The organism is Vagococcus sp. JNUCC 83, assembly GCF_053667615.1.
Genome location: NZ_CM132204.1, coordinates 2,072,738 through 2,097,266 on the forward strand (window position 1 = coordinate 2,072,738; position 24,529 = coordinate 2,097,266).

General features: G+C 41.8%; 10 protein-coding genes, 30 tRNA genes, 6 rRNA genes, 2 pseudogenes and 1 other annotated feature (1 of these 49 only partly in view). Of the genes and pseudogenes, 8 read left to right on the plus strand and 40 right to left on the minus strand.

Features of this window, described 5'->3' with window-relative positions:
* Positions 1-120 precede the first annotated feature (120 nt).
* The 3 genes from fusA to rpsL form a co-directional block, all read right to left on the minus strand.
* Positions 121-2,208 carry an elongation factor G gene (gene fusA, locus JNUCC83_RS10050; RefSeq protein WP_454459880.1) on the minus strand — a complete coding sequence of 696 codons (2,088 nt, stop codon included), beginning with the start codon at positions 2,206-2,208 and terminating at the stop codon, positions 121-123.
* Between the two features lie 71 nt (positions 2,209-2,279).
* Positions 2,280-2,750: a 30S ribosomal protein S7 gene (gene rpsG / locus JNUCC83_RS10055; protein ID WP_071457770.1), complete on the minus strand. Its 471-nt coding sequence runs from the start codon at positions 2,748-2,750 to the stop codon at positions 2,280-2,282.
* A gap of 41 nt (positions 2,751-2,791) precedes the next feature.
* The gene (rpsL, locus tag JNUCC83_RS10060) at positions 2,792-3,205 is read right to left on the minus strand and encodes a 30S ribosomal protein S12 (protein ID WP_071457771.1); all 414 of its coding nucleotides are present in this window, start codon (positions 3,203-3,205) and stop codon (positions 2,792-2,794) included.
* Positions 3,206-3,487: 282 nt separating this feature from the next.
* Here rpsL and rpiA point away from each other — a divergent pair, with 282 nt between their 5' ends.
* Together rpiA and gpmA are read left to right on the plus strand one after the other, a co-directional pair.
* Entirely contained in the window at positions 3,488-4,168 is a 681-nt protein-coding gene (rpiA, locus tag JNUCC83_RS10065) for a ribose-5-phosphate isomerase RpiA (RefSeq protein ID WP_454459881.1), read from the plus strand.
* A 25-nt stretch (positions 4,169-4,193) separates the two neighbouring features.
* Entirely contained in the window at positions 4,194-4,880 is a 687-nt protein-coding gene (gene gpmA / locus JNUCC83_RS10070) for a 2,3-diphosphoglycerate-dependent phosphoglycerate mutase (RefSeq protein WP_454459882.1), read from the plus strand.
* A gap of 19 nt (positions 4,881-4,899) precedes the next feature.
* Here the strand turns inward: gpmA and brnQ are convergent, their stop codons facing one another.
* The 37 genes from brnQ to JNUCC83_RS10255 all read right to left on the minus strand — a co-directional run bounded on the left by brnQ (position 4,900) and on the right by JNUCC83_RS10255 (position 19,014).
* Complete coding sequence (brnQ, locus tag JNUCC83_RS10075) at positions 4,900-6,261, minus strand: branched-chain amino acid transport system II carrier protein (RefSeq protein ID WP_454459883.1); 1,362 nt, start codon at positions 6,259-6,261, stop codon at positions 4,900-4,902.
* A gap of 66 nt (positions 6,262-6,327) precedes the next feature.
* Positions 6,328-6,399 (minus strand) — tRNA-Glu (locus tag JNUCC83_RS10080).
* Positions 6,400-6,424: 25 nt separating this feature from the next.
* Positions 6,425-6,512: transfer RNA gene (locus JNUCC83_RS10085), tRNA-Ser, on the minus strand.
* A gap of 13 nt (positions 6,513-6,525) precedes the next feature.
* Positions 6,526-6,599, minus strand: a tRNA-Ile gene (locus tag JNUCC83_RS10090).
* An 11-nt stretch (positions 6,600-6,610) separates the two neighbouring features.
* A tRNA-Gly gene (locus JNUCC83_RS10095) sits at positions 6,611-6,681 on the minus strand.
* 9 nt (positions 6,682-6,690) lie between these two features.
* Positions 6,691-6,763 (minus strand) — tRNA-Phe (locus JNUCC83_RS10100).
* An 8-nt stretch (positions 6,764-6,771) separates the two neighbouring features.
* Positions 6,772-6,844: transfer RNA gene (locus tag JNUCC83_RS10105), tRNA-Asp, on the minus strand.
* Positions 6,845-6,846: 2 nt separating this feature from the next.
* A tRNA-Met gene (locus JNUCC83_RS10110) sits at positions 6,847-6,920 on the minus strand.
* A gap of 9 nt (positions 6,921-6,929) precedes the next feature.
* A tRNA-Ser gene (locus tag JNUCC83_RS10115) sits at positions 6,930-7,019 on the minus strand.
* A gap of 18 nt (positions 7,020-7,037) precedes the next feature.
* A tRNA-Glu gene (locus JNUCC83_RS10120) sits at positions 7,038-7,109 on the minus strand.
* Positions 7,110-7,131: 22 nt separating this feature from the next.
* A tRNA-Ile gene (locus JNUCC83_RS10125) sits at positions 7,132-7,205 on the minus strand.
* A 12-nt stretch (positions 7,206-7,217) separates the two neighbouring features.
* A tRNA-Gly gene (locus JNUCC83_RS10130) sits at positions 7,218-7,288 on the minus strand.
* Positions 7,289-7,299: 11 nt separating this feature from the next.
* Positions 7,300-7,372 (minus strand) — tRNA-Asp (locus JNUCC83_RS10135).
* Between the two features lie 2 nt (positions 7,373-7,374).
* Positions 7,375-7,448: transfer RNA gene (locus JNUCC83_RS10140), tRNA-Met, on the minus strand.
* Positions 7,449-7,457: 9 nt separating this feature from the next.
* Positions 7,458-7,547 (minus strand) — tRNA-Ser (locus tag JNUCC83_RS10145).
* Between the two features lie 15 nt (positions 7,548-7,562).
* A tRNA-Ile gene (locus JNUCC83_RS10150) sits at positions 7,563-7,636 on the minus strand.
* 14 nt (positions 7,637-7,650) lie between these two features.
* A tRNA-Met gene (locus tag JNUCC83_RS10155) sits at positions 7,651-7,724 on the minus strand.
* Positions 7,725-7,746: 22 nt separating this feature from the next.
* Positions 7,747-7,820, minus strand: a tRNA-Arg gene (locus tag JNUCC83_RS10160).
* 9 nt (positions 7,821-7,829) lie between these two features.
* Positions 7,830-7,915 (minus strand) — tRNA-Leu (locus JNUCC83_RS10165).
* Positions 7,916-7,928: 13 nt separating this feature from the next.
* Positions 7,929-8,000: transfer RNA gene (locus tag JNUCC83_RS10170), tRNA-Gly, on the minus strand.
* A 7-nt stretch (positions 8,001-8,007) separates the two neighbouring features.
* Positions 8,008-8,080 (minus strand) — tRNA-Thr (locus tag JNUCC83_RS10175).
* 11 nt (positions 8,081-8,091) lie between these two features.
* Positions 8,092-8,173 (minus strand) — tRNA-Leu (locus tag JNUCC83_RS10180).
* Positions 8,174-8,178: 5 nt separating this feature from the next.
* Positions 8,179-8,251 (minus strand) — tRNA-Lys (locus JNUCC83_RS10185).
* Positions 8,252-8,259: 8 nt separating this feature from the next.
* Positions 8,260-8,332 (minus strand) — tRNA-Val (locus JNUCC83_RS10190).
* 18 nt (positions 8,333-8,350) lie between these two features.
* A 5S ribosomal RNA gene (gene rrf, locus JNUCC83_RS10195) occupies positions 8,351-8,466 on the minus strand.
* A 77-nt stretch (positions 8,467-8,543) separates the two neighbouring features.
* Positions 8,544-11,455, minus strand: a 23S ribosomal RNA gene (locus JNUCC83_RS10200).
* Positions 11,456-11,684: 229 nt separating this feature from the next.
* Positions 11,685-13,244: ribosomal RNA gene (locus JNUCC83_RS10205) — 16S ribosomal RNA — on the minus strand.
* A 235-nt stretch (positions 13,245-13,479) separates the two neighbouring features.
* Positions 13,480-13,553 (minus strand) — tRNA-Pro (locus tag JNUCC83_RS10210).
* Between the two features lie 12 nt (positions 13,554-13,565).
* A tRNA-Arg gene (locus JNUCC83_RS10215) sits at positions 13,566-13,639 on the minus strand.
* A 9-nt stretch (positions 13,640-13,648) separates the two neighbouring features.
* Positions 13,649-13,734 (minus strand) — tRNA-Leu (locus JNUCC83_RS10220).
* Between the two features lie 13 nt (positions 13,735-13,747).
* Positions 13,748-13,819: transfer RNA gene (locus JNUCC83_RS10225), tRNA-Gly, on the minus strand.
* A gap of 7 nt (positions 13,820-13,826) precedes the next feature.
* A tRNA-Thr gene (locus JNUCC83_RS10230) sits at positions 13,827-13,899 on the minus strand.
* Between the two features lie 49 nt (positions 13,900-13,948).
* Positions 13,949-14,021, minus strand: a tRNA-Lys gene (locus JNUCC83_RS10235).
* 8 nt (positions 14,022-14,029) lie between these two features.
* Positions 14,030-14,102 (minus strand) — tRNA-Val (locus JNUCC83_RS10240).
* An 18-nt stretch (positions 14,103-14,120) separates the two neighbouring features.
* A 5S ribosomal RNA gene (gene rrf, locus JNUCC83_RS10245) occupies positions 14,121-14,236 on the minus strand.
* Positions 14,237-14,313: 77 nt separating this feature from the next.
* Positions 14,314-17,225, minus strand: a 23S ribosomal RNA gene (locus tag JNUCC83_RS10250).
* A 229-nt stretch (positions 17,226-17,454) separates the two neighbouring features.
* Positions 17,455-19,014, minus strand: a 16S ribosomal RNA gene (locus tag JNUCC83_RS10255).
* Together the 16S, 23S and 5S rRNA genes with 30 tRNA genes alongside form the textbook arrangement of a ribosomal RNA operon.
* Positions 19,015-19,451: 437 nt before the next feature.
* On the opposite strand from JNUCC83_RS10255, the gene croR reads away from it, so the two are divergent.
* From croR to JNUCC83_RS10280, 6 genes and pseudogenes are all read left to right on the plus strand, one after another.
* Positions 19,452-20,138, plus strand: a complete 687-nt coding sequence (gene croR, locus JNUCC83_RS10260; protein ID WP_454459884.1) for a response regulator transcription factor CroR — start codon at positions 19,452-19,454, stop codon at positions 20,136-20,138.
* A 70-nt stretch (positions 20,139-20,208) separates the two neighbouring features.
* Positions 20,209-20,349, plus strand: a pseudogene (locus JNUCC83_RS12465) (hypothetical protein); the annotation flags it as partial.
* A 30-nt stretch (positions 20,350-20,379) separates the two neighbouring features.
* A pseudogene (locus JNUCC83_RS10265) lies at positions 20,380-21,282 on the plus strand (sensor histidine kinase); the annotation flags it as partial.
* An 88-nt stretch (positions 21,283-21,370) separates the two neighbouring features.
* Entirely contained in the window at positions 21,371-22,639 is a 1,269-nt protein-coding gene (locus JNUCC83_RS10270; RefSeq protein WP_454459886.1) for a serine hydrolase, read from the plus strand.
* 51 nt (positions 22,640-22,690) lie between these two features.
* On the plus strand, positions 22,691-23,980 hold the full coding sequence (locus tag JNUCC83_RS10275; protein ID WP_454459887.1) for a serine hydrolase domain-containing protein: 1,290 nt from the start codon (positions 22,691-22,693) through the stop codon (positions 23,978-23,980).
* A 2-nt stretch (positions 23,981-23,982) separates the two neighbouring features.
* On the plus strand, positions 23,983-24,285 hold the full coding sequence (locus JNUCC83_RS10280; protein WP_454459888.1) for a MazG-like family protein: 303 nt from the start codon (positions 23,983-23,985) through the stop codon (positions 24,283-24,285).
* Positions 24,286-24,319: 34 nt separating this feature from the next.
* Positions 24,320-24,529: a binding site (T-box leader), on the plus strand (it continues 18 nt past the right edge of the window).

A 24,529-nucleotide genomic window follows, 5' to 3' on the forward strand; every position in this document is an offset into this window, starting at 1 on the left:
CCTAAAATTAAAAGTTATTTATTTATATTATAATGATGAAGGAAAAAAATCAATTAATGAATCTCTTCCTTCACACATCATCATTCTACATGAAATTCAGAAAAAAGCCTAGTCAAAAAATTAATCTTGAGATCCGCCATTTTTCTTAATAATTTCTTCTTGAATAGATTTAGGTACATCTTCATAGTGGTCAAATACCATCATAAACGTACCACGTCCTTGAGTGGAAGAACGTAATGTTGTTGCGTATCCGAACATTTCAGCAAGTGGAATCATTGCGTTAACAATTTGTGAATTACCATGTGCTTCCATACCTTCAACGCGTCCACGACGACTTGTAACGTGTCCCATGATATCACCTAAGTTATCTTCTGGAACAGTAATTGTTACTTTCATCATTGGTTCAAGGATTGCTGGTTGTGCTTTCTTAGCTGCTGCACGTAAAGCCATAGAAGCCGCAACACGGAATGCTGTCTCGTTCGAGTCAACATCATGGTATGAACCATCATACAATTTAGCTTTAATGTCAACTAATGGGTATCCAGCAAGAACACCATTAGCCATAGAATCTTCTAATCCTTTTTCAACAGCTGGGATGTACTCACGAGGAACCACACCACCGACGATAGCATTTTCAAACTCGAAGCCTTTTCCTTCTTCGTTTGGTGTGAACTCAACCCATACGTGACCGTATTGACCTTTACCACCAGACTGACGAACGAATTTACCTTCTGCTTGAGTCATAGGTGCTCTAAATGTTTCACGATAAGAAACTTGAGGAGCTCCTACGTTTGCTTCTACTTTGAATTCACGTCTCATACGGTCTACTAAAACGTCTAAGTGCAACTCACCCATACCAGAGATGACAGTTTCACCAGTTTCAACGTTTGTTTCAACACGGAATGACGGATCTTCTTCAGCAAGTTTTTGTAAAGCCACACCCATTTTATCTTGGTCAGCTTTTGATTTTGGTTCAACCGCCACTTGAATAACTGGTTCTGGGAACTCAATTGATTCAAGAACAACTGGTGCATCTAACGCACACAATGTGTCCCCTGTTGTTGTATCTTTCAATCCAACAGCAGCTGCGATATCTCCAGCGTAAACTGTACTGATTTCTTCACGTGAGTTGGCATGCATTTGTAGGATACGTCCGATACGTTCTTTTTTGTCTTTAGACGCATTTAAAACGTATGAACCACTATCTAATGTACCAGAGTAAACACGGAAGAATGTTAGACGACCAACAAATGGGTCAGTCATAACTTTAAATGCTAATGAAGCAAATGGTGCGTCATCTGTTGATGGACGAACTGTTTCTTCATCAGTTTTAGTATCAATACCTTTAATTGCTTCAACGTCAGTTGGAGCTGGTAAATAATCTAAAACAGCATCTAACATTAATTGGACACCTTTATTTTTGAAGGCAGAACCAGCTAAAACAGGGAAGAATTCAACATTGATTGTCGCACGACGAATCCCTTGTTTTAATTCTTCTTCAGTGATTTCTTCACCTTCTAAATATTTTTCCATTAATTCTTCATCAGTTTCAGCAACAGCCTCAACTAATTTTTCACGCCATTCATTAGCCATATCTACATATTCTTCAGGGATATCAGTTTCTTGGATATCTGTACCTAAGTCATTTGTGTAGATTTCAGCTTTCATTTTGATTAAGTCGATAATTCCAGTGAAGTTATCTTCTGCACCAATTGGTAACTGAATTGGGTGAGCATTTGCTTGTAAACGGTCATGGATAGTTTTAACTGAGTATAAGAAATCTGCACCAGTTTTATCCATTTTATTACAAAATACAATACGAGGTACTTTGTATTCAGTTGCTTGTCTCCAAACAGTTTCTGTTTGAGGCTCAACACCTGATTGTGAGTCAAGTACGGTAACAGCACCATCTAATACACGCAATGAACGTTGAACTTCAATTGTGAAATCCACGTGTCCAGGAGTATCAATGATGTTTACACGGTAACCTTTCCATTGTGCAGTAGTTGCAGCAGATGTAATAGTAATACCACGTTCTTGCTCTTGTTCCATCCAGTCCATTTGTGAAGCTCCCTCATGGGTTTCACCTAATTTATGGATTTTACCAGTATAATAAAGGATACGTTCAGTTGTTGTTGTTTTACCAGCATCAACGTGGGCCATAATTCCGATATTACGAGTTTTTTCTAATGAAAACTCTCTTGCCATTCTATTCTAACTCCTCTCAAACTTGATTGATTTAAATACAACTGTATTCTCTTCGTTTTAAAAAGAGGATCTTACCAACGATAATGAGCGAATGCTCTGTTAGCTTCAGCCATTTTATGCACGTCTTCACGTTTTTTAACTGAAGAACCAGTGTTGTTAGCTGCATCCATAATTTCTTTTGCTAAACGTTGTTCCATTGTGTGCTCTCCACGTAAACGTGAATAGTTAACAATCCAACGTAACCCTAAAGTTGAACGACGTTCTGGACGTACTTCAACTGGTACTTGATAGTTAGAACCACCAACACGGCGAGCTTTAACTTCAAGAACAGGCATAACATTTTCCATTGCTTGTTCAAAAACTTCTAATGGATCATTTCCCGTAGATTCTTTAATAATATCAAATGCATCATAAATAATGCTAGAAGCAACACCACGCTTACCGTCAACCATTACGCGGTTGATTAAACGAGTCACTAATTTTGAGTTATAAATCGGATCTGGTAATACATCACGTTTTGCAACAGGACCTTTTCTTGGCATGTGTAACTCCTCCTTCCAAAAATTTTATTTAATCAGTTTAATTATTTTTTAGGTTTTTTAGTTCCATATTTAGAACGGCTTTGTTTACGATCAGTAACACCAGCAGTATCTAAAGCACCACGTACGATATGATAACGAACCCCTGGTAAGTCTTTAACACGACCTCCACGGATTAAAACCACACTATGTTCTTGCAAGTTATGTCCAATACCTGGAATGTAAGCTGTCACTTCAATTAAGTTTGACAAACGAACACGAGCATATTTACGTAACGCAGAGTTAGGTTTTTTCGGTGTCATCGTACCCACACGTGTACAAACACCACGTTTTTGTGGAGAGTTCACGTTAGTTTGAGATTTTTTGAAACTATTATAGCTCTTTCCTAAAGCAGGTGAGCCAGATTTAGTTGTTTTTGATTTACGAGATTTACGTACCAATTGATTAATTGTAGGCATGATAAGTTCCTCCTTCCTTATAAAGCTTTTCTAGAGCCACACATCCAGGTGGTTCTTTTTTAAAGTTAAAAAATTAATGCAAGAATTCCTGCATCATAAAACAGGCTTTAATACAGTCAATACTTTTAAAAAGACTTGTTCTCAAGCACCTTTGTAATAGTAACATACTCTATTCATAATCGTCAATACTTTAATTTACAAAAAAAATTATTTTAGTCTATCTTTTTTTTAAGATAATGCTTACAATAAATTTATGAAATAAATAGGAGGAATATTTTTGTCATGAATTTAAAACAATTAGTGGGAATTGAATCTGCAAACTATGTAAAGGATGGTATGATAGTTGGTCTAGGAACTGGTTCAACTGCTTACTATATGGTAGAAGAATTAGGTCGTCGTGTAAAAGATGAAGGATTAAATATCGTTGGTGTCACTACTTCTAAAGCAACCGAGGTACAGGCACTAGCTCTAGACATTCCTTTAAAAAGCATTGATGACGTGGATTATGTTGATTTAACAATAGATGGAGCAGACGAGATTTCTGAGGATTTCCATGGAATTAAAGGTGGTGGTGCAGCCCTTTTGTTTGAAAAGATTGTTGGTACATACTCAAAAGGAATCATATGGATTGTGGATGAGTCTAAAATGGTCAAAGATTTAGGGGCATTTCCTCTACCCGTTGAAGTCATTCCTTACGGAAACGCTCAACTATTTAAACTATTCAATGAACATAATCTTAATCCTATTTTACGTTTAACTGACGATGGTAATCCTTTGCTAACAGACAGTAAAAATTATATTATAGACTTACACCTAGAAAAAATTGAGAACCCAATAGAATTAGCCGCGTGGTTAGACTCTCAAGTTGGCGTCGTTGAACATGGTCTATTCTTAAATATGGTGAATCGAGTCATTATCGGTACACAACATGAAGGGGTAAAAACAATCGACGTTTCTAGATGAAAATTTATGAAGGGTGATGAAATAAATGAAAACATTAGTTTTTATTAGACACGGACAAAGTGTTTGGAACTCATTAAATTTATTTACTGGATGGGTAGATGTTGACTTAAGTGAACAAGGTGTAAACGAAGCAAAAGAAGCTGGAAAAAAAATCAAAGATGCTGGTATTCTTTTTGACACAGCTTATACCTCATACCTAAAACGTGCCATTAAAACATGTCATTATGTTTTAGAAGAATCAGATCAACTCTCTACTCCTGAAATTAAATCTTGGCGTTTAAACGAGCGTCACTATGGTGCGTTGCAAGGTTTAAATAAAGCAGAAACAGCAGAAAAATATGGTGCTGATCAAGTACAACTCTGGAGACGTTCTTATGATACACTTCCTCCTTTACTTGATCCAGATAGTCCTGAGTCATCTACTCATGACCCTAAATATCGCTATCTAGACAAACGTGCAATTCCTGAAGGTGAAAATTTAAAAGTTACACTAGAACGAGCATTACCATTTTGGAATGATTATATTGCACCATCACTATTAAAAGACGAAGTAGTTTTAGTAGCAGCTCATGGTAACTCATTAAGAGCGTTAGCTAAACATATTGAAAATATTTCTGATGAAGATATTATGTCTTTAGAAATTCCAACTGGACAACCACTCGTTTATGAATTAAATGATGACTTAAGTGTTTCAAAAAAATATTACTTATAAAACAAAAAAACCATCCAGCTTAAATGCTCGATGGTTTTCTTTTACTTCCAATAGTCAGTAATAATGACACCAATATTCCAATACTAGCAAATATGATCCAACTTAACCCGCTAGTAAAAAATGGAATGGATTGTTCAGAAAAACTTAAAATAGTTGAAATAACATGGTTTTCTTTCATTCCATCAGGCAGTACTCTAATAGCATCTAAGATTGATGAAATCATTGTAAAACCCATAGTTATTTTATAACAATTTGGAATTTTATCAGCCCATTTACTAGCTAATGATAATACTATCAATACCATAGCCAAAGGATAAATAAACATTAATACCGGAATAGATGCTGTAATAATCATATTTAACCCTACATTTGAAATCATTAATGAAACAGCTAAACATCCTACAACAAAAGATAAATAATGCTTTTCAGAGAACATTTCTGAATAAGCTTTTCCAAAAGAAGTTGCCAAACCTATCGCCGTTTTCAAACACGCGATAATAACAATTAATCCTAATAAAATACTGCCAGGAACTCCCAGATAAAAATCAGCTAATTGTGACAGAGTAACTCCTCCATTTTTATTCAGAGACAACGTCCCCAAACTCATAGTCCCCATTAAGGATAATAGTGTATAAATAATTCCCATCAGAACAATACCAAACACACCTGATTTCATTGTTTCAATAGCTATTCTAGATTTTTTTTGAATGCCCAATCCTTTAACACTCTCAATAATTATAGCACCAAATGCTAGTCCTGCTAAAGCATCTAGAGTGTTATAACCTCCTAAAAAACCTTCCACAAATGGAGTCGATGCATATGCGGGTTGAATTGGCGCACTTTTAATAGATCCCATAGGTTTGAAAAAACTAACTATGACTAAAAAACTCAATAATAATAGAAATAATGGCGTTAAATATTTTCCAATATAATCTAATATTCTACTTGGTCTAAATGAAAATAATAAAACCAATAAAAAAAATATTACACTAAATATAAATAATGACAAAGTAGCTTTATCTTCCGGAATAAAAGAAGCAAGTGACATCTCATATGAAGTAGTTGCTAGTCTTGGCATGGCAAATACTGGACCTATTATCAAGTATAAAACAATTGTAAAAAAGTAAGCAAAACGCATCGATACTTTTTGTGCCAATTCAAATATTTTATTTGTACCAGTCGCCCCAAAAGAAATAATGGCTAAAAAAGGAATTCCAATAGCTGAAATTAAAAATCCATTATTAGCGAGTAAAACATTGGCTCCTGCTTCTTGTCCCATTTGAATAGGAAAAATCAAATTACCGGCTCCAAAAAATAAACCAAATACCATGATACCAATATACAATTTCTCCCTATATGAAAGTTTTTCTTTCGTACCCATAAATTACCTCCAAACATGTTTTTATGTAAAAAAAAACTTGAAATTGTATACACAATTTCAAGTTTATGACCCGTACGGGACTCGAACCCGTGTTACCGCCGTGAAAGGGCGGTGTCTTAACCGCTTGACCAACGGGCCTTATTTCTTATTATAGTAATAGTAATGGAGAAGGAGGGATTTGAACCCTCGCGCCAGTTACCCGACCTATACCCTTAGCAGGGGCACCTCTTCAGCCACTTGAGTACTTCTCCTATTATAAAACAATGGGCCTAAATGGACTCGAACCATCGACCTCACGCTTATCAGGCGTGCGCTCTAACCAGCTGAGCTATAGGCCCTATTCTTTTAAAGCGGGTGACGAGAATCGAACTCGCGACAACAGCTTGGAAGGCTGTAGTTTTACCACTAAACTACACCCGCTAATTTAAATGGCGCAAGACAGAATCGAACTGCCGACACACGGAGCTTCAATCCGTTGCTCTACCAACTGAGCTACTGCGCCATTATTGACGGTCCCGACGGGAATCGAACCCGCGATCTCCTGCGTGACAGGCAGGCATGTTAACCCCTACACCACGGAACCTATTGCGGAGACAGGATTTGAACCTGTGACCTTCGGGTTATGAGCCCGACGAGCTACCTAGCTGCTCCACTCCGCGATATTAATAAGGAGGATAAGGGATTCGAACCCTTGCGTGCTTTTACACACCTGACGGTTTTCAAGACCGTTCCCTTCAGCCGGACTTGGGTAATCCTCCACAATAAAATGTTACAAATGACCCGTACGGGAATCGAACCCGTGTTACCGCCGTGAAAGGGCGGTGTCTTAACCGCTTGACCAACGGGCCATACTTAAAATATTTTTGATAATGGGCCTAAATGGACTCGAACCATCGACCTCACGCTTATCAGGCGTGCGCTCTAACCAGCTGAGCTATAGGCCCTATTCTTTTTAAAGCGGGTGACGAGAATCGAACTCGCGACAACAGCTTGGAAGGCTGTAGTTTTACCACTAAACTACACCCGCTAATTTTAAAACGGTCCCGACGGGAATCGAACCCGCGATCTCCTGCGTGACAGGCAGGCATGTTAACCCCTACACCACGGAACCTATTGCGGAGACAGGATTTGAACCTGTGACCTTCGGGTTATGAGCCCGACGAGCTACCTAGCTGCTCCACTCCGCGATATTAATAAGGAGGATAAGGGATTCGAACCCTTGCGTGCTTTTACACACCTGACGGTTTTCAAGACCGTTCCCTTCAGCCGGACTTGGGTAATCCTCCATAATATTTTAACAATGGACCTTGTAGGACTCGAACCTACGACCGCCCGGTTATGAGCCGGGAGCTCTAACCAACTGAGCTAAAGGTCCAAAGGTCGTAATTATCGCGGCGGAGGGGATCGAACCCCCGACCTCCCGGGTATGAACCGGACGCTCTAGCCAGCTGAGCTACACCGCGTAAATAAATACTATTAAAACAACGCGCCCAAGAGGAGTCGAACCCCTAACCTTCTGATCCGTAGTCAGACACTCTATCCAGTTGAGCTATGGGCGCTACGTTTGATGCCGAGGACCGGAATCGAACCGGTACGGTGATCACTCACCGCAGGATTTTAAGTCCTGTGCGTCTGCCAGTTCCGCCACCCCGGCTAGAACTTATAAAAGCGGAAGACGGGGTTCGAACCCGCGACCCCCACCTTGGCAAGGTGATGTTCTACCACTGAACTACTTCCGCTTATAGATGCCGGCTAAAGGACTTGAACCCTCGACCCTCTGATTACAAATCAGATGCTCTACCAACTGAGCTAAGCCGGCAAATATAGTAATGCGGGTGAAGGGACTTGAACCCCCACGCCGTTAGGCGCTAGATCCTAAATCTAGTGCGTCTGCCAATTCCGCCACACCCGCATATATGACCCGTACTGGGCTCGAACCAGTGACCCTCTGATTAAAAGTCAGATGCTCTACCAACTGAGCTAACGAGTCAAATCTTATGGAGGTTAACGGGATCGAACCGCTGACCCCCTGCTTGTAAGGCAGGTGCTCTCCCAGCTGAGCTAAACCTCCATCATGATAAAAATAAAAGCACGGCAACGTCCTACTCTCACAAAGGGAAACCCTTCACTACCCTCGGCGCTAAGAAGCTTAACTTCTGTGTTCGGCATGGTTACAGGTGTATCCTTCTTGCCATCGCCACCGCACTTTTTATTTCTGTTGAGTGTTTATTCACTCAAAACTGGATGTTTTGTTAGTATCAATATATTCTTCCACCGCTATCTTGGTTAAGTCCTCGACCGATTAGTACTAGTCCGCTCCATACATCACTGTACTTCCACTCCTAGCCTATCTACCTGATCATCTTTCAGGGGTCTTACTTCCTTAAAGGAATGGGAAATCTCATCTTGAGGGGGGCTTCACGCTTAGATGCTTTCAGCGTTTATCCCGTCCATACATAGCTACCCAGCAATGCCCTTGGCAGAACAACTGGTACACCAGAGGTATGTCCATCCCGGTCCTCTCGTACTAAGGACAGCTCCTCTCAAATTTCCAACGCCCGCGACGGATAGGGACCGAACTGTCTCACGACGTTCTGAACCCAGCTCGCGTGCCGCTTTAATGGGCGAACAGCCCAACCCTTGGGACCGACTACAGCCCCAGGATGCGACGAGCCGACATCGAGGTGCCAAACCTCCCCGTCGATGTGAACTCTTGGGGGAGATAAGCCTGTTATCCCCAGGGTAGCTTTTATCCGTTGAGCGATGGCCCTTCCATGCGGAACCACCGGATCACTAAGCCCGACTTTCGTCCCTGCTCGAGTTGTAGCTCTCGCAGTCAAGCTCCCTTCTGCCTTTGCACTCTACGAATGATTTCCAACCATTCTGAGGGAACCTTTGGGCGCCTCCGTTACCTTTTGGGAGGCGACCGCCCCAGTCAAACTGTCCATCTGACACTGTCTCCCACCACGATAAGTGGTGCGGGTTAGAATGGTCATAACACAAGGGTAGTATCCCACCAGCGCCTCCATCGAAACTAGCGTTCCGACTTCTACGGCTCCTACCTATCCTGTACATATGTCACAAACATTCAATATCAAACTACAGTAAAGCTCCATGGGGTCTTTCCGTCCTGTCGCGGGTAACCTGCATCTTCACAGGTACTAAAATTTCACCGAGTCTCTCGTTGAGACAGTGCCCAAATCGTTACGCCTTTCGTGCGGGTCGGAACTTACCCGACAAGGAATTTCGCTACCTTAGGACCGTTATAGTTACGGCCGCCGTTTACTGGGGCTTCAATTTTGAGCTTCGCTATTGCTAACCCATCCTCTTAACCTTCCAGCACCGGGCAGGCGTCAGCCCCTATACGTCATCTTTCGATTTTGCAGAGACCTGTGTTTTTGATAAACAGTCGCTTGGGCCTATTCACTGCGGCTGAACTTGCGTTCAGCACCCCTTCTCCCGAAGTTACGGGGTCATTTTGCCGAGTTCCTTAACGAGAGTTCTCTCGCTCACCTTAGGATTCTCTCCTCGACTACCTGTGTCGGTTTGCGGTACGGGTCATTTGTTTCTAACTAGAAGCTTTTCTTGACAGTGTGACATTGAGACTTCGGTACTTTATTTCCCTACTCATCACAACTCGTCCTTAAAGATAAAAGCATTTAACTCTTATCAAGACTTGTTGCTTGAACGTGCACTTCCAGTCGCACGATCCCATAGCCTCCTGTGTCCCTCCATTGTTCAAACAAAACAAACGAGTACAGGAATCTCAACCTGTTGTCCATCGCCTACGCCTATCGGCCTCAGCTTAGGTCCCGACTAACCCTGGGAGGACGAGCCTTCCCCAGGAAACCTTAGTCATTCGGTGGACAGGATTCTCACCTGTCTTTCGCTACTCATACCGGCATTCTCACTTCTAAGCGCTCCACCAGTCCTTACGATCCAGCTTCAACGCCCTTAGAACGCTCTCCTACCATAGAACCAAAGGTTCTATCCACAGCTTCGGTAACATGTTTAGCCCCGGTACATTTTCGGCGCAAGGGCACTCGACTAGTGAGCTATTACGCACTCTTTAAATGGTGGCTGCTTCTGAGCCAACATCCTAGTTGTTTGTGCACCCTCACATCCTTTTCCACTTAACATGTATTTTGGGACCTTAGCTGGTGGTCTGGGCTGTTTCCCTTTCGACAATGGATCTTATCACTCACTGTCTGACTCCCGGATATAAATGAATGGCATTCGGAGTTTATCTGAATTCGGTAACCCAAGACGGGCCCCTAGTCCAAACAGTGCTCTACCTCCATCATTCTCAAATCCGAGGCTAGCCCTAAAGCTATTTCGGAGAGAACCAGCTATCTCCAAGTTCGTTTGGAATTTCTCCGCTACCCACACCTCATCCCCGCACTTTTCAACGTACGTGGGTTCGGTCCTCCAGTGCGTTTTACCACACCTTCAACCTGGACATGGGTAGGTCACATGGTTTCGGGTCTACGACAACATACTCATTCGCCCTATTCAGACTCGCTTTCGCTACGGCTCCGCTTCTTCAGCTTAACCTCGCATGCTATCGTAACTCGCCGGTTCATTCTGCAAAAGGCACGCTATCACCCATTAACGGGCTCTAACTTCTTGTAAGCACACGGTTTCAGGTTCTATTTCACTCCCCTTCCGGGGTGCTTTTCACCTTTCCCTCACGGTACTGGTTCACTATCGGTCACTAGAGAGTATTTAGCCTTGGGAGATGGTCCTCCCGGATTCCGACGGAATTTCTCGTGTTCCGCCGTACTCAGGATACTCATAGGTGTGTTGTCAATTTCGTCTACGGGGCTTTTACCCGCTACGGCTGACCTTTCCAAGTCGATTCGACTATCCACAACAGCTACCACAGCTGAGTCCTACAACCCCAACAAGCAAGCTTGTTGGTTTGGGCTGTTTCCGTTTCGCTCGCCGCTACTAAGGAAATCGATTTTTCTTTCTCTTCCTGCAGGTACTTAGATGTTTCAGTTCTCTGCGTCTACCTTCTAATAGCTATGTATTCACTATTAGATAATATCCTATAAAAGATATTGGGTTCCCCCATTCGGAAATCTCCGGATCATAGCTTACTTACAGCTCCCCGAAGCATATCGGTGTTAGTCCCGTCCTTCATCGGCTTCTAGTGCCAAGGCATCCACCGTGCGCCCTTATTCACTTAACCTTTTCTAACCTAACGGTTAGCTTGTTTTTTATTAATAACTACCTAGCGATAGATAATTATTAACACATTTCACAGTTCTTTAAAAGAAACTATTCAACGCGGTGTTCTCGGTTTATATTGATATCTAACTTCAACTATCCAGTTTTCAATGAACAAATACTTTTTGAGAGTAGACCTCTCAAAACTGAACAAAGTAAAGACAAAATGTGTTTTCCGTAATTATCCTTAGAAAGGAGGTGATCCAGCCGCACCTTCCGATACGGCTACCTTGTTACGACTTCACCCCAATCATCTATCCCACCTTAGGCGGCTGGCTCCAAAAGGTTACCTCACCGACTTTGGGTGTTACAAACTCTCGTGGTGTGACGGGCGGTGTGTACAAGGCCCGGGAACGTATTCACCGTGGCATGCTGATCCACGATTACTAGCGATTCCGGCTTCATGTAGGCGAGTTGCAGCCTACAATCCGAACTGAGAACAGCTTTAAGAGATTAGCTAAACCTCGCGGTCTCGCAACTCATTGTACTGTCCATTGTAGCACGTGTGTAGCCCAGGTCATAAGGGGCATGATGATTTGACGTCATCCCCACCTTCCTCCGGTTTGTCACCGGCAGTCTCGCTAGAGTGCCCAACTGAATGATGGCAACTAACAATAAGGGTTGCGCTCGTTGCGGGACTTAACCCAACATCTCACGACACGAGCTGACGACAACCATGCACCACCTGTCACTTTGTCCCCGAAGGGAAAGCTCTATCTCTAGAGTGGTCAAAGGATGTCAAGACCTGGTAAGGTTCTTCGCGTTGCTTCGAATTAAACCACATGCTCCACCGCTTGTGCGGGCCCCCGTCAATTCCTTTGAGTTTCAGCCTTGCGGCCGTACTCCCCAGGCGGAGTGCTTAATGCGTTAACTGCAGCACTGAAGGGCGGAAACCCTCCAACACTTAGCACTCATCGTTTACGGCGTGGACTACCAGGGTATCTAATCCTGTTTGCTCCCCACGCTTTCGAGCCTCAGCGTCAGTTACAGACCAGAGAGTCGCCTTCGCCACTGGTGTTCCTCCATATATCTACGCATTTCACCGCTACACATGGAATTCCACTCTCCTCTTCTGCACTCAAGTCCTCCAGTTTCCAATGACCTTCCTCGGTTGAGCCGAGGGCTTTCACATCAGACTTAAAAGACCGCCTGCGCTCGCTTTACGCCCAATAAATCCGGACAACGCTTGCCACCTACGTATTACCGCGGCTGCTGGCACGTAGTTAGCCGTGGCTTTCTGGTTAGATACCGTCAAGGTGATAACAGTTACTCTATCACTTGTTCTTCTCTAACAACAGAGTTTTACGATCCGAAAACCTTCTTCACTCACGCGGCGTTGCTCGGTCAGACTTTCGTCCATTGCCGAAGATTCCCTACTGCTGCCTCCCGTAGGAGTCTGGGCCGTGTCTCAGTCCCAGTGTGGCCGATCACCCTCTCAGGTCGGCTATGCATCACGGTCTTGGTAGGCCGTTACCCCACCAACTAACTAATGCACCGCGGGCCCATCCACCAGTGACACCCGAAAGCGTCTTTTATACTTTTGCCATGCAGCAAAAGCAATTATGCGGTATTAGCACCTGTTTCCAAGTGTTATCCCCCTCTGGTGGGCAGGTTGCCCACGTGTTACTCACCCGTCCGCCACTCATTTCTTTTCGGTGGAGCAAGCTCCGGTGAAAAGAAATGCGTTCGACTTGCATGTATTAGGCACGCCGCCAGCGTTCGTCCTGAGCCAGGATCAAACTCTCAATAAAAAGTTGATTAACATCTTACGATGTTTAAGCTCATTTGTTTAAAACTTGCTAGCGAATATTATTCACTAAATATGGTTTGTTTCTACATAGTAGAAACGCCCTACACATTTGGTTTGTCTTACTTTGTTCAGTTTTCAAAGGTCTAAACTTCGTTGCCGTAACAACTTTTATATCATACCAAGTTGTTATCTTATTGTCAACAACTTTTTTTAATTTTTTGAGAAAATTCTCAAAATCGGGAAGACAGGATTCGAACCTGCGACCCCTTGGTCCCAAACCAAGTGCTCTACCAAGCTGAGCTACTTCCCGTATTAAATTAAACGCGCCCAAGAGGAGTCGAACCCCTAACCTTCTGATCCGTAGTCAGACACTCTATCCAGTTGAGCTATGGGCGCTATGTTTGATGCCGAGGACCGGAATCGAACCGGTACGGTGATCACTCACCGCAGGATTTTAAGTCCTGTGCGTCTGCCAGTTCCGCCACCCCGGCTAGAACTTATAAAAGCGGAAGACGGGGTTCGAACCCGCGACCCCCACCTTGGCAAGGTGATGTTCTACCACTGAACTACTTCCGCTTATAGATGCCGGCTAAAGGACTTGAACCCTCGACCCTCTGATTACAAATCAGATGCTCTACCAACTGAGCTAAGCCGGCAAAATTTAATACGAATGCTTTCCCTTCGTATTATAGCTTATTATAGTAATGACCCGTACTGGGCTCGAACCAGTGACCCTCTGATTAAAAGTCAGATGCTCTACCAACTGAGCTAACGAGTCAAATCTTATGGAGGTTAACGGGATCGAACCGCTGACCCCCTGCTTGTAAGGCAGGTGCTCTCCCAGCTGAGCTAAACCTCCATCATGATAAAAATAAAAGCACGGCAACGTCCTACTCTCACAAAGGGAAACCCTTCACTACCCTCGGCGCTAAGAAGCTTAACTTCTGTGTTCGGCATGGTTACAGGTGTATCCTTCTTGCCATCGCCACCGCACTTTTTATTTCTGTTGAGTGTTTATTCACTCAAAACTGGATGTTTTGTTAGTATCAATATATTCTTCCACCGCTATCTTGGTTAAGTCCTCGACCGATTAGTACTAGTCCGCTCCATACATCACTGTACTTCCACTCCTAGCCTATCTACCTGATCATCTTTCAGGGGTCTTACTTCCTTAAAGGAATGGGAAATCTCATCTTGAGGGGGGCTTCACGCTTAGATGCTTTCAGCGTTTATCCCGTCCATACATAGCTACCCAGCAATGCCCTTGGCAGAACAACTGGTACACCAGAGGTATGTCCATCCCGGTCCTCTCGTACTAAGGACAGCTCCTCTCAAATTTCCAACGCCCGCGACGGATAGGGACCGAACTGTCTCACGACGTTCTGAACCCAGCTCGCGTGCCGCTTTAATGGGCGAACAGCCCAACCCTTGGGACCGACTACAGCCCCAGGATGCGACGAGCCGACATCGAGGTGCCAAACCTCCCCGTCGATGTGAACTCTTGGGGGAGATAAGCCTGTTATCCCCAGGGTAGCTTTTATCCGTTGAGCGATGGCCCTTCCATGCGGAACCACCGGATCACTAAGCCCGACTTTCGTCCCTGCTCGAGTTGTAGCTCTCGCAGTCAAGCTCCCTTCTGCCTTTGCACTCTACGAATGATTTCCAACCATTCTGAGGGAACCTTTGGGCGCCTCCGTTACCTTTTGGGAGGCGACCGCCCCAGTCAAACTGTCCATCTGACACTGTCTCCCACCACGATAAGTGGTGCGGGTTAGAATGGTCATAACACAAGGGTAGTATCCCACCAGCGCCTCCATCGAAACTAGCGTTCCGACTTCTACGGCTCCTACCTATCCTGTACATATGTCACAAACATTCAATATCAAACTACAGTAAAGCTCCATGGGGTCTTTCCGTCCTGTCGCGGGTAACCTGCATCTTCACAGGTACTAAAATTTCACCGAGTCTCTCGTTGAGACAGTGCCCAAATCGTTACGCCTTTCGTGCGGGTCGGAACTTACCCGACAAGGAATTTCGCTACCTTAGGACCGTTATAGTTACGGCCGCCGTTTACTGGGGCTTCAATTTTGAGCTTCGCTATTGCTAACCCATCCTCTTAACCTTCCAGCACCGGGCAGGCGTCAGCCCCTATACGTCATCTTTCGATTTTGCAGAGACCTGTGTTTTTGATAAACAGTCGCTTGGGCCTATTCACTGCGGCTGAACTTGCGTTCAGCACCCCTTCTCCCGAAGTTACGGGGTCATTTTGCCGAGTTCCTTAACGAGAGTTCTCTCGCTCACCTTAGGATTCTCTCCTCGACTACCTGTGTCGGTTTGCGGTACGGGTCATTTGTTTCTAACTAGAAGCTTTTCTTGACAGTGTGACATTGAGACTTCGGTACTTTATTTCCCTACTCATCACAACTCGTCCTTAAAGATAAAAGCATTTAACTCTTATCAAGACTTGTTGCTTGAACGTGCACTTCCAGTCGCACGATCCCATAGCCTCCTGTGTCCCTCCATTGTTCAAACAAAACAAACGAGTACAGGAATCTCAACCTGTTGTCCATCGCCTACGCCTATCGGCCTCAGCTTAGGTCCCGACTAACCCTGGGAGGACGAGCCTTCCCCAGGAAACCTTAGTCATTCGGTGGACAGGATTCTCACCTGTCTTTCGCTACTCATACCGGCATTCTCACTTCTAAGCGCTCCACCAGTCCTTACGATCCAGCTTCAACGCCCTTAGAACGCTCTCCTACCATAGAACCAAAGGTTCTATCCACAGCTTCGGTAACATGTTTAGCCCCGGTACATTTTCGGCGCAAGGGCACTCGACTAGTGAGCTATTACGCACTCTTTAAATGGTGGCTGCTTCTGAGCCAACATCCTAGTTGTTTGTGCACCCTCACATCCTTTTCCACTTAACATGTATTTTGGGACCTTAGCTGGTGGTCTGGGCTGTTTCCCTTTCGACAATGGATCTTATCACTCACTGTCTGACTCCCGGATATAAATGAATGGCATTCGGAGTTTATCTGAATTCGGTAACCCAAGACGGGCCCCTAGTCCAAACAGTGCTCTACCTCCATCATTCTCAAATCCGAGGCTAGCCCTAAAGCTATTTCGGAGAGAACCAGCTATCTCCAAGTTCGTTTGGAATTTCTCCGCTACCCACACCTCATCCCCGCACTTTTCAACGTACGTGGGTTCGGTCCTCCAGTGCGTTTTACCACACCTTCAACCTGGACATGGGTAGGTCACATGGTTTCGGGTCTACGACAACATACTCATTCGCCCTATTCAGACTCGCTTTCGCTACGGCTCCGCTTCTTCAGCTTAACCTCGCATGCTATCGTAACTCGCCGGTTCATTCTGCAAAAGGCACGCTATCACCCATTAACGGGCTCTAACTTCTTGTAAGCACACGGTTTCAGGTTCTATTTCACTCCCCTTCCGGGGTGCTTTTCACCTTTCCCTCACGGTACTGGTTCACTATCGGTCACTAGAGAGTATTTAGCCTTGGGAGATGGTCCTCCCGGATTCCGACGGAATTTCTCGTGTTCCGCCGTACTCAGGATACTCATAGGTGTGTTGTCAATTTCGTCTACGGGGCTTTTACCCGCTACGGCTGACCTTTCCAAGTCGATTCGACTATCCACAACAGCTACCACAGCTGAGTCCTACAACCCCAACAAGCAAGCTTGTTGGTTTGGGCTGTTTCCGTTTCGCTCGCCGCTACTAAGGAAATCGATTTTTCTTTCTCTTCCTGCAGGTACTTAGATGTTTCAGTTCTCTGCGTCTACCTTCTAATAGCTATGTATTCACTATTAGATAATATCCTATAAAAGATATTGGGTTCCCCCATTCGGAAATCTCCGGATCATAGCTTACTTACAGCTCCCCGAAGCATATCGGTGTTAGTCCCGTCCTTCATCGGCTTCTAGTGCCAAGGCATCCACCGTGCGCCCTTATTCACTTAACCTTTTCTAACCTAACGGTTAGCTTGTTTTTTATTAATAACTACCTAGCGATAGATAATTATTAACACATTTCACAGTTCTTTAAAAGAAACTATTCAACGCGGTGTTCTCGGTTTATATTGATATCTAACTTCAACTATCCAGTTTTCAATGAACAAATACTTTTTGAGAGTAGACCTCTCAAAACTGAACAAAGTAAAGACAAAATGTGTTTTCCGTAATTATCCTTAGAAAGGAGGTGATCCAGCCGCACCTTCCGATACGGCTACCTTGTTACGACTTCACCCCAATCATCTATCCCACCTTAGGCGGCTGGCTCCAAAAGGTTACCTCACCGACTTTGGGTGTTACAAACTCTCGTGGTGTGACGGGCGGTGTGTACAAGGCCCGGGAACGTATTCACCGTGGCATGCTGATCCACGATTACTAGCGATTCCGGCTTCATGTAGGCGAGTTGCAGCCTACAATCCGAACTGAGAACAGCTTTAAGAGATTAGCTAAACCTCGCGGTCTCGCAACTCATTGTACTGTCCATTGTAGCACGTGTGTAGCCCAGGTCATAAGGGGCATGATGATTTGACGTCATCCCCACCTTCCTCCGGTTTGTCACCGGCAGTCTCGCTAGAGTGCCCAACTGAATGATGGCAACTAACAATAAGGGTTGCGCTCGTTGCGGGACTTAACCCAACATCTCACGACACGAGCTGACGACAACCATGCACCACCTGTCACTTTGTCCCCGAAGGGAAAGCTCTATCTCTAGAGTGGTCAAAGGATGTCAAGACCTGGTAAGGTTCTTCGCGTTGCTTCGAATTAAACCACATGCTCCACCGCTTGTGCGGGCCCCCGTCAATTCCTTTGAGTTTCAGCCTTGCGGCCGTACTCCCCAGGCGGAGTGCTTAATGCGTTAACTGCAGCACTGAAGGGCGGAAACCCTCCAACACTTAGCACTCATCGTTTACGGCGTGGACTACCAGGGTATCTAATCCTGTTTGCTCCCCACGCTTTCGAGCCTCAGCGTCAGTTACAGACCAGAGAGTCGCCTTCGCCACTGGTGTTCCTCCATATATCTACGCATTTCACCGCTACACATGGAATTCCACTCTCCTCTTCTGCACTCAAGTCCTCCAGTTTCCAATGACCTTCCTCGGTTGAGCCGAGGGCTTTCACATCAGACTTAAAAGACCGCCTGCGCTCGCTTTACGCCCAATAAATCCGGACAACGCTTGCCACCTACGTATTACCGCGGCTGCTGGCACGTAGTTAGCCGTGGCTTTCTGGTTAGATACCGTCAAGGTGATAACAGTTACTCTATCACTTGTTCTTCTCTAACAACAGAGTTTTACGATCCGAAAACCTTCTTCACTCACGCGGCGTTGCTCGGTCAGACTTTCGTCCATTGCCGAAGATTCCCTACTGCTGCCTCCCGTAGGAGTCTGGGCCGTGTCTCAGTCCCAGTGTGGCCGATCACCCTCTCAGGTCGGCTATGCATCACGGTCTTGGTAGGCCGTTACCCCACCAACTAACTAATGCACCGCGGGCCCATCCACCAGTGACACCCGAAAGCGTCTTTTATACTTTTGCCATGCAGCAAAAGCAATTATGCGGTATTAGCACCTGTTTCCAAGTGTTATCCCCCTCTGGTGGGCAGGTTGCCCACGTGTTACTCACCCGTCCGCCACTCATTTCTTTTCGGTGGAGCAAGCTCCGGTGAAAAGAAATGCGTTCGACTTGCATGTATTAGGCACGCCGCCAGCGTTCGTCCTGAGCCAGGATCAAACTCTCAATAAAAAGTTGATTAACATCTTACGATGTTTAAGCTCATTTGTTTAAAACTTGCTAGCGAATATTATTCACTAAATATGGTTTGTTTCTACATAGTAGAAACGCCCTACACATTTGGTTTGTCTTACTTTGTTCAGTTTTCAAAGGTCTAAACTTCGTTGCCGTAACAACTTTTATATCATACCAAGTTGTTATCTTATTGTCAACAACTTTTTCAAAATTATTTTTTAACAAAAGTTATTGACGAAGCAACTAAATCAGAATACCATGCAGAAGATTAAAATGTCAACACATTTTTTAAAATAAATAAAAAAAGATGTTATTAAACTGTTTACCTTTTAAAAAAAGGTAAACATAGATGACTAAAAGTTCTTTCTTTATAAAAATTTGATACAATAAACAATAGTTAATAGATAATTACTATTCTTAGGAGGAATATCTCAATGAAAATATTAGTCGCAGACGATGATAAAGAAATTGTTGAATTATTAAGCATCTACATAAAAAATGAAGGCTATGATGTAATTAAAGCATATGATGGAAAAGAAGCTTTGAGTAAAATTATTACCAACCCTGATATTTCACTATTAATTTTAGACATAATGATGCCTAAAATGGATGGTTTAGAAGTCGTGAAAGAATTAAGAAAAGACTCACAGATTCCTATTATTATGCTAACAGCAAAAACAACTGATATGGATAAAATACAAGGTTTAATCACTGGGGCGGATGATTATGTTACCAAACCTTTTAATCCTCTTGAAATCATGGCTCGTGTTAAATCATTACTCAGAAGAACAAACATGCAAGTTCAAACCGAAATTCCTGATTTATTGGAAGTAGGTCCACTCATTATAAAAAAAGACTCACATGAAGTTGAAACTGATCAAGGAGTAAAAATTCAACTGACCGCATTAGAATTTGGCATATTATACTTACTAGCTAGCCACCCTAACCGTGTATTTAGTGCGGAAGAAATCTTTGAGCGAGTTTGGCAACAAGAAAGTTTAGTTTCTGCTAAAACGGTTATGGTTCATGTTAGCCACCTAAGAGACAAAATTGAAGAAGCAACTAATGGGGAAAAAGTTATTCAAACAGTTTGGGGAGTAGGTTACAAAATTGAAGGATGATGAAAAAAAAAATCGTATCAAACTAACCTCTAAAGAAACAAGTGAATTAATTATTGAAGGTATAATCACAATCATCCTACTTATACTTTTAAACTTAGCTTTATATATTCTCATTGACCAAATTGTTAATACATCTTTACCTATCGACAGATTTATGTGGAATATTCAATATAATATTTTTTATGATCCTAGACCTCCAATGTTCTGGCAAAAACCTTTAATTTTCCTTATGGTTATTGCTGATATTATTATATTATATTGGCGTTTAATTCGTCGTTATAAGCAAATGCAACAGCAACATATCATTAGTGAACTCCATTATATATCTAACGGTCATTACGATCACAGAATTCCTTTTGAATTAAAAGGGGATCTTGGACGATTAATTACAAGTATTAATGCTTTAGTCGATAGTACAGTAGAAGCTCTTGAAGAAGAGCGTCGTATTGAGCAATCTAAGGATGAACTTATTACCAATGTGAGTCATGATATTAGAACTCCTCTAACATCTATCATTGGCTATTTAGGCTTAATAGAAGAAAGAAAATATCACAATGAAGAAGAATTATTAAAATACACTCACACAGCTTATTTAAAATCAAGACAGATGAAAGTATTAGTTGATGATTTATTTGAGTACACAAAAGTTAGACAATCAAACGTTCCTCTTAATGCTATGACATTTGATATGAATCAACTCATTGAACAATTAACCGTAGACTATGAACTGGAAGCATCAAAAAAATCGCGTGTGATTGACTTTCTGCCGCAAGAAGATTCATTGGTAATGGTCGGAGATACAGAAAAATTAGTTCGTGTTTTTGACAACCTTCTATCTAATGCACTAAAATACGGTACAAATGGGACACAAATTATTATTACTTCTGAAAAAATTGGCAGTGAAGCTGTGATTGTTGTTAAAAATGACGGTGATTCAATACCTCAAGAAGCTTTAGACCATTTATTTGATCGTTTTTATCGTGTAGAAGAATCTCGTTCTCAACAAACTGGGGGAACTGGGTTAGGCTTAGCAATTGCACAAAGCATTATTGCATTACATGGTGGATACATATATGCAACATCAAATAATGATTGGACATCATTCACTATACACTTACCTATTGATGCTACAAATCGTTCTTAAATTTTTTGTGCATTTTAAAGAATACTATTGTTTTCTATACAGTAATTTGTTAAGTTAGTTGCAGTAAAAAATTTTAGGAGATTTGTTAATGAAAAAAATAAACCGGTACCTCGTACACATCGTTATTTCGCTAATCTCTATTATTTTCATTTTTCCTTTGACCAATTATGCTGAAGAAGCCGATTTCACTATACCCGCTCGGGCTGCAATTGCAGTTGATTTTGATACTGGAAAAATTCTTTATGAAAAAAATAGCACATCTTCTCTTCCTATAGCTTCTATGACTAAATTATTATCAGCATACCTTGTTTATGAAGCTGTTGAAGACGGAAAAGTTAATTGGAAAGATAGCGTGCCTTTTGATGATGCTTTAATAAAATTAACTGATGATCCAAACTTATCTAATATTCCAATTCATAAAAATCAGACATATACTGTTGAAGATAATTTAAAAGCAATGCTTATTTCTTCATCTAATGTCTCTACAACTGCTTTAGCTCGTTTCATTTCTGGGAGCGAACAAAAATTTGTTGATGAAATGAATCAAAAAGTGAAAGATTGGGGAATTAAAGATGCTCAATTTATTTCTGCATCAGGTTTAGATACTCAAGATTTATTAAAAGAAGATCGCTATCCTGAATCAAAAGATGAAGATAGTAATATTATGTCAGCAAAGGATATGGTTATTGTTGCAAGACACCTAATAGCTGATTACCCACAAGTTTTAGAAATTACCAAAGAACCTCACTTTACTTTATTTGCAGGGACAGATAAAGAAGAAACTTTTTGGTCTTCTAATTTAATGCTACCTGAAATGTATTATTACACTAAAGGAGTTGATGGATTAAAAACAGGAACAACACCCAATGCAGGTGCTTGCTTTATCGGATCAACTGTTCAAAATAACCATCGGATTATAACTGTCGTGATGAATGTTGATGAAAATTATAATCGCTTCGAGGTCACTAAAAATCTTTTAAACTATGTTAATGATACTTGGGAATATCAAGCAGTCAATAAACAACATAATCCCTCTGTTGTCGCAAAAGTTAACGTAAATAAAGGTAAGACAGAAACCGTTCCTCTAATAATAAAAGATGACGCTTATCTGTGGGTCAATAAACAACAAAGCGATTTAAAGCAATTGTACATTTCAAATTCTGAAACTTTGTCAGCACCATTAAAACAGAGAGAAGTAGTTGGTAAACAAGTGACTACAGATACAAATGATTCATTAGGATATCTCGAAAAGACAGATAGTAATAAAGCAACAAGCAAAGTGATTACCAAAAACAATGTCGAAAAAGCAAATATTTTTGTGAGGGTATGGCGCTCCATAAAAAACAGCATAAAATAATGCTGTTTTTTTATTTCAAACATCTTATTAACAGAAACAGAGGGATAATATATGAAAAAATCACGTATAGAATACGACCGATTAAAAAGAAAACAAAAATGGTTAAGTTTCTTATTTTTTTTAATAGGCATACTAGCAACACTTAGTTTAGTTGTTACTATATTTATTTTGTATCCAAATAAAATTATCGGCTTGGCAGATCAAACAAAGAAAGAAGAGATGACATTCTCTTCTTCATCTGCTGAGCAAAGTGAAACAAGCTCTTCGTCTGACATTAGTACAGAGGCATCTTCTTTTGTACCAAGAACTAATTTTGATACTTCGGCAGAAACTCCTCTATTACTAAAACCATTGAAAGACAAGTTAGAACAAGACATTGCTTCTAGAGAACTTTCAGGTACATTGCTAGCAATAAAAAATAATCAAGTCGTCATGTACAATTCATTTGGCTACGCAACGGACGTACCTTGGAAAGCACAAGAAAGCACATACATGATTGCTTCTATCCAAAAATTTTATACGGCGATATTGGTTTCAACTCTTATTTCAGAAAACAAACTTACATTAGAAACCACACTCAATAAATTTTATCCTGAAATCCCTGGAAGTGATCAAATTACTATAGATAGTATGTTATCTATGACATCAGGATTAAAATTAGATACTGGAAAAGCACCAACTACCATTAAAACCCAGAAAGACTGGGAACAGTATATATTAAAAACCACAACACATCAAAATTCAACAGACTGGGATTACTCACCTGTTAATTTTGGTTTACTAGCCATGATTATTGAAAAAATAACTGGACAATCATATGAAGATTATTTTAATAAAGTAGTCAAGGAACCTCTTAATTTAAAACAAACTGGATTTTACACAGAGCTTTCAAACACTACACATCTTGTTCCCGTGTATGAAGAAAATGGCACACCTAAAAAAAGTGATATACCTGATTATGCCTATACAAGAGAATTAGGAACAGGAAACATGTATGTATCACCTAAAGACTTTGCTATAGTTGTTCAAGCACTCATGGATGGACAATTTGAAGATTTAAATAATATAAAAATGACGTGGATAAAAGATCTTCCATATGGTACTACTTATTATAAATCAGGTGTTTATAGAAAAGTAATCAATCAAAATGAACCTGCTATTTTCTGGGGACATGGTATTTTTAGAGGTTATGAGCCTACTGTTATTTTCAATGATGATGCTAGTGATATGATTATTTATTTTAGCAACCAGTACTTAACGAACAAATCAAATACTATCGCTACTCAAGAATTTTATAACATTATATCTTCACCTGTCACATTCAATGAGGGGAATTATTAATCTTGAATCTAAATAAACTAATTTCACTATCTCAAAAAGAGCCTAAATCGATTGAAGAAATGGGTTTAAAACTAAGTGAAGAATCTGGAGAGGTTGCTGAAGCTATTTTAAAATATAAAGAAGCAAGTGGCAGCCAATATAAACATGGTACTCTAGATGGTTTAAAAGAAGAGTGTGCAGATGTTCTACTGGTAGCATTGTCCTTATATTTTCAACTCGACAGTAGTTCCAAAGAAGAATTGCAAGATATCATCACAAAAAAAGCTATCAAATGGGAAAAACATATGCAACCTAAGAAAAGTTGACAGACTGATAAAAACTAGCTATAATTCCTTTTAAATAGACTAAATATGAGAGAATAGTATTTATATTGTTTGTTTTAAGAGAGTTAGCGGTTGGTGTGAGCTAATAGCAACAGATAAAGAATCCACTTTCTATAATTATCTAGCGAATTCAATGAACGAAGCTAGATCGGCAAATGAGCAACCCGTTAAAAATTGCTATTAGGGACAACTAGCTTTGTCTAAAATTTGGGTGGTACCGCGATTT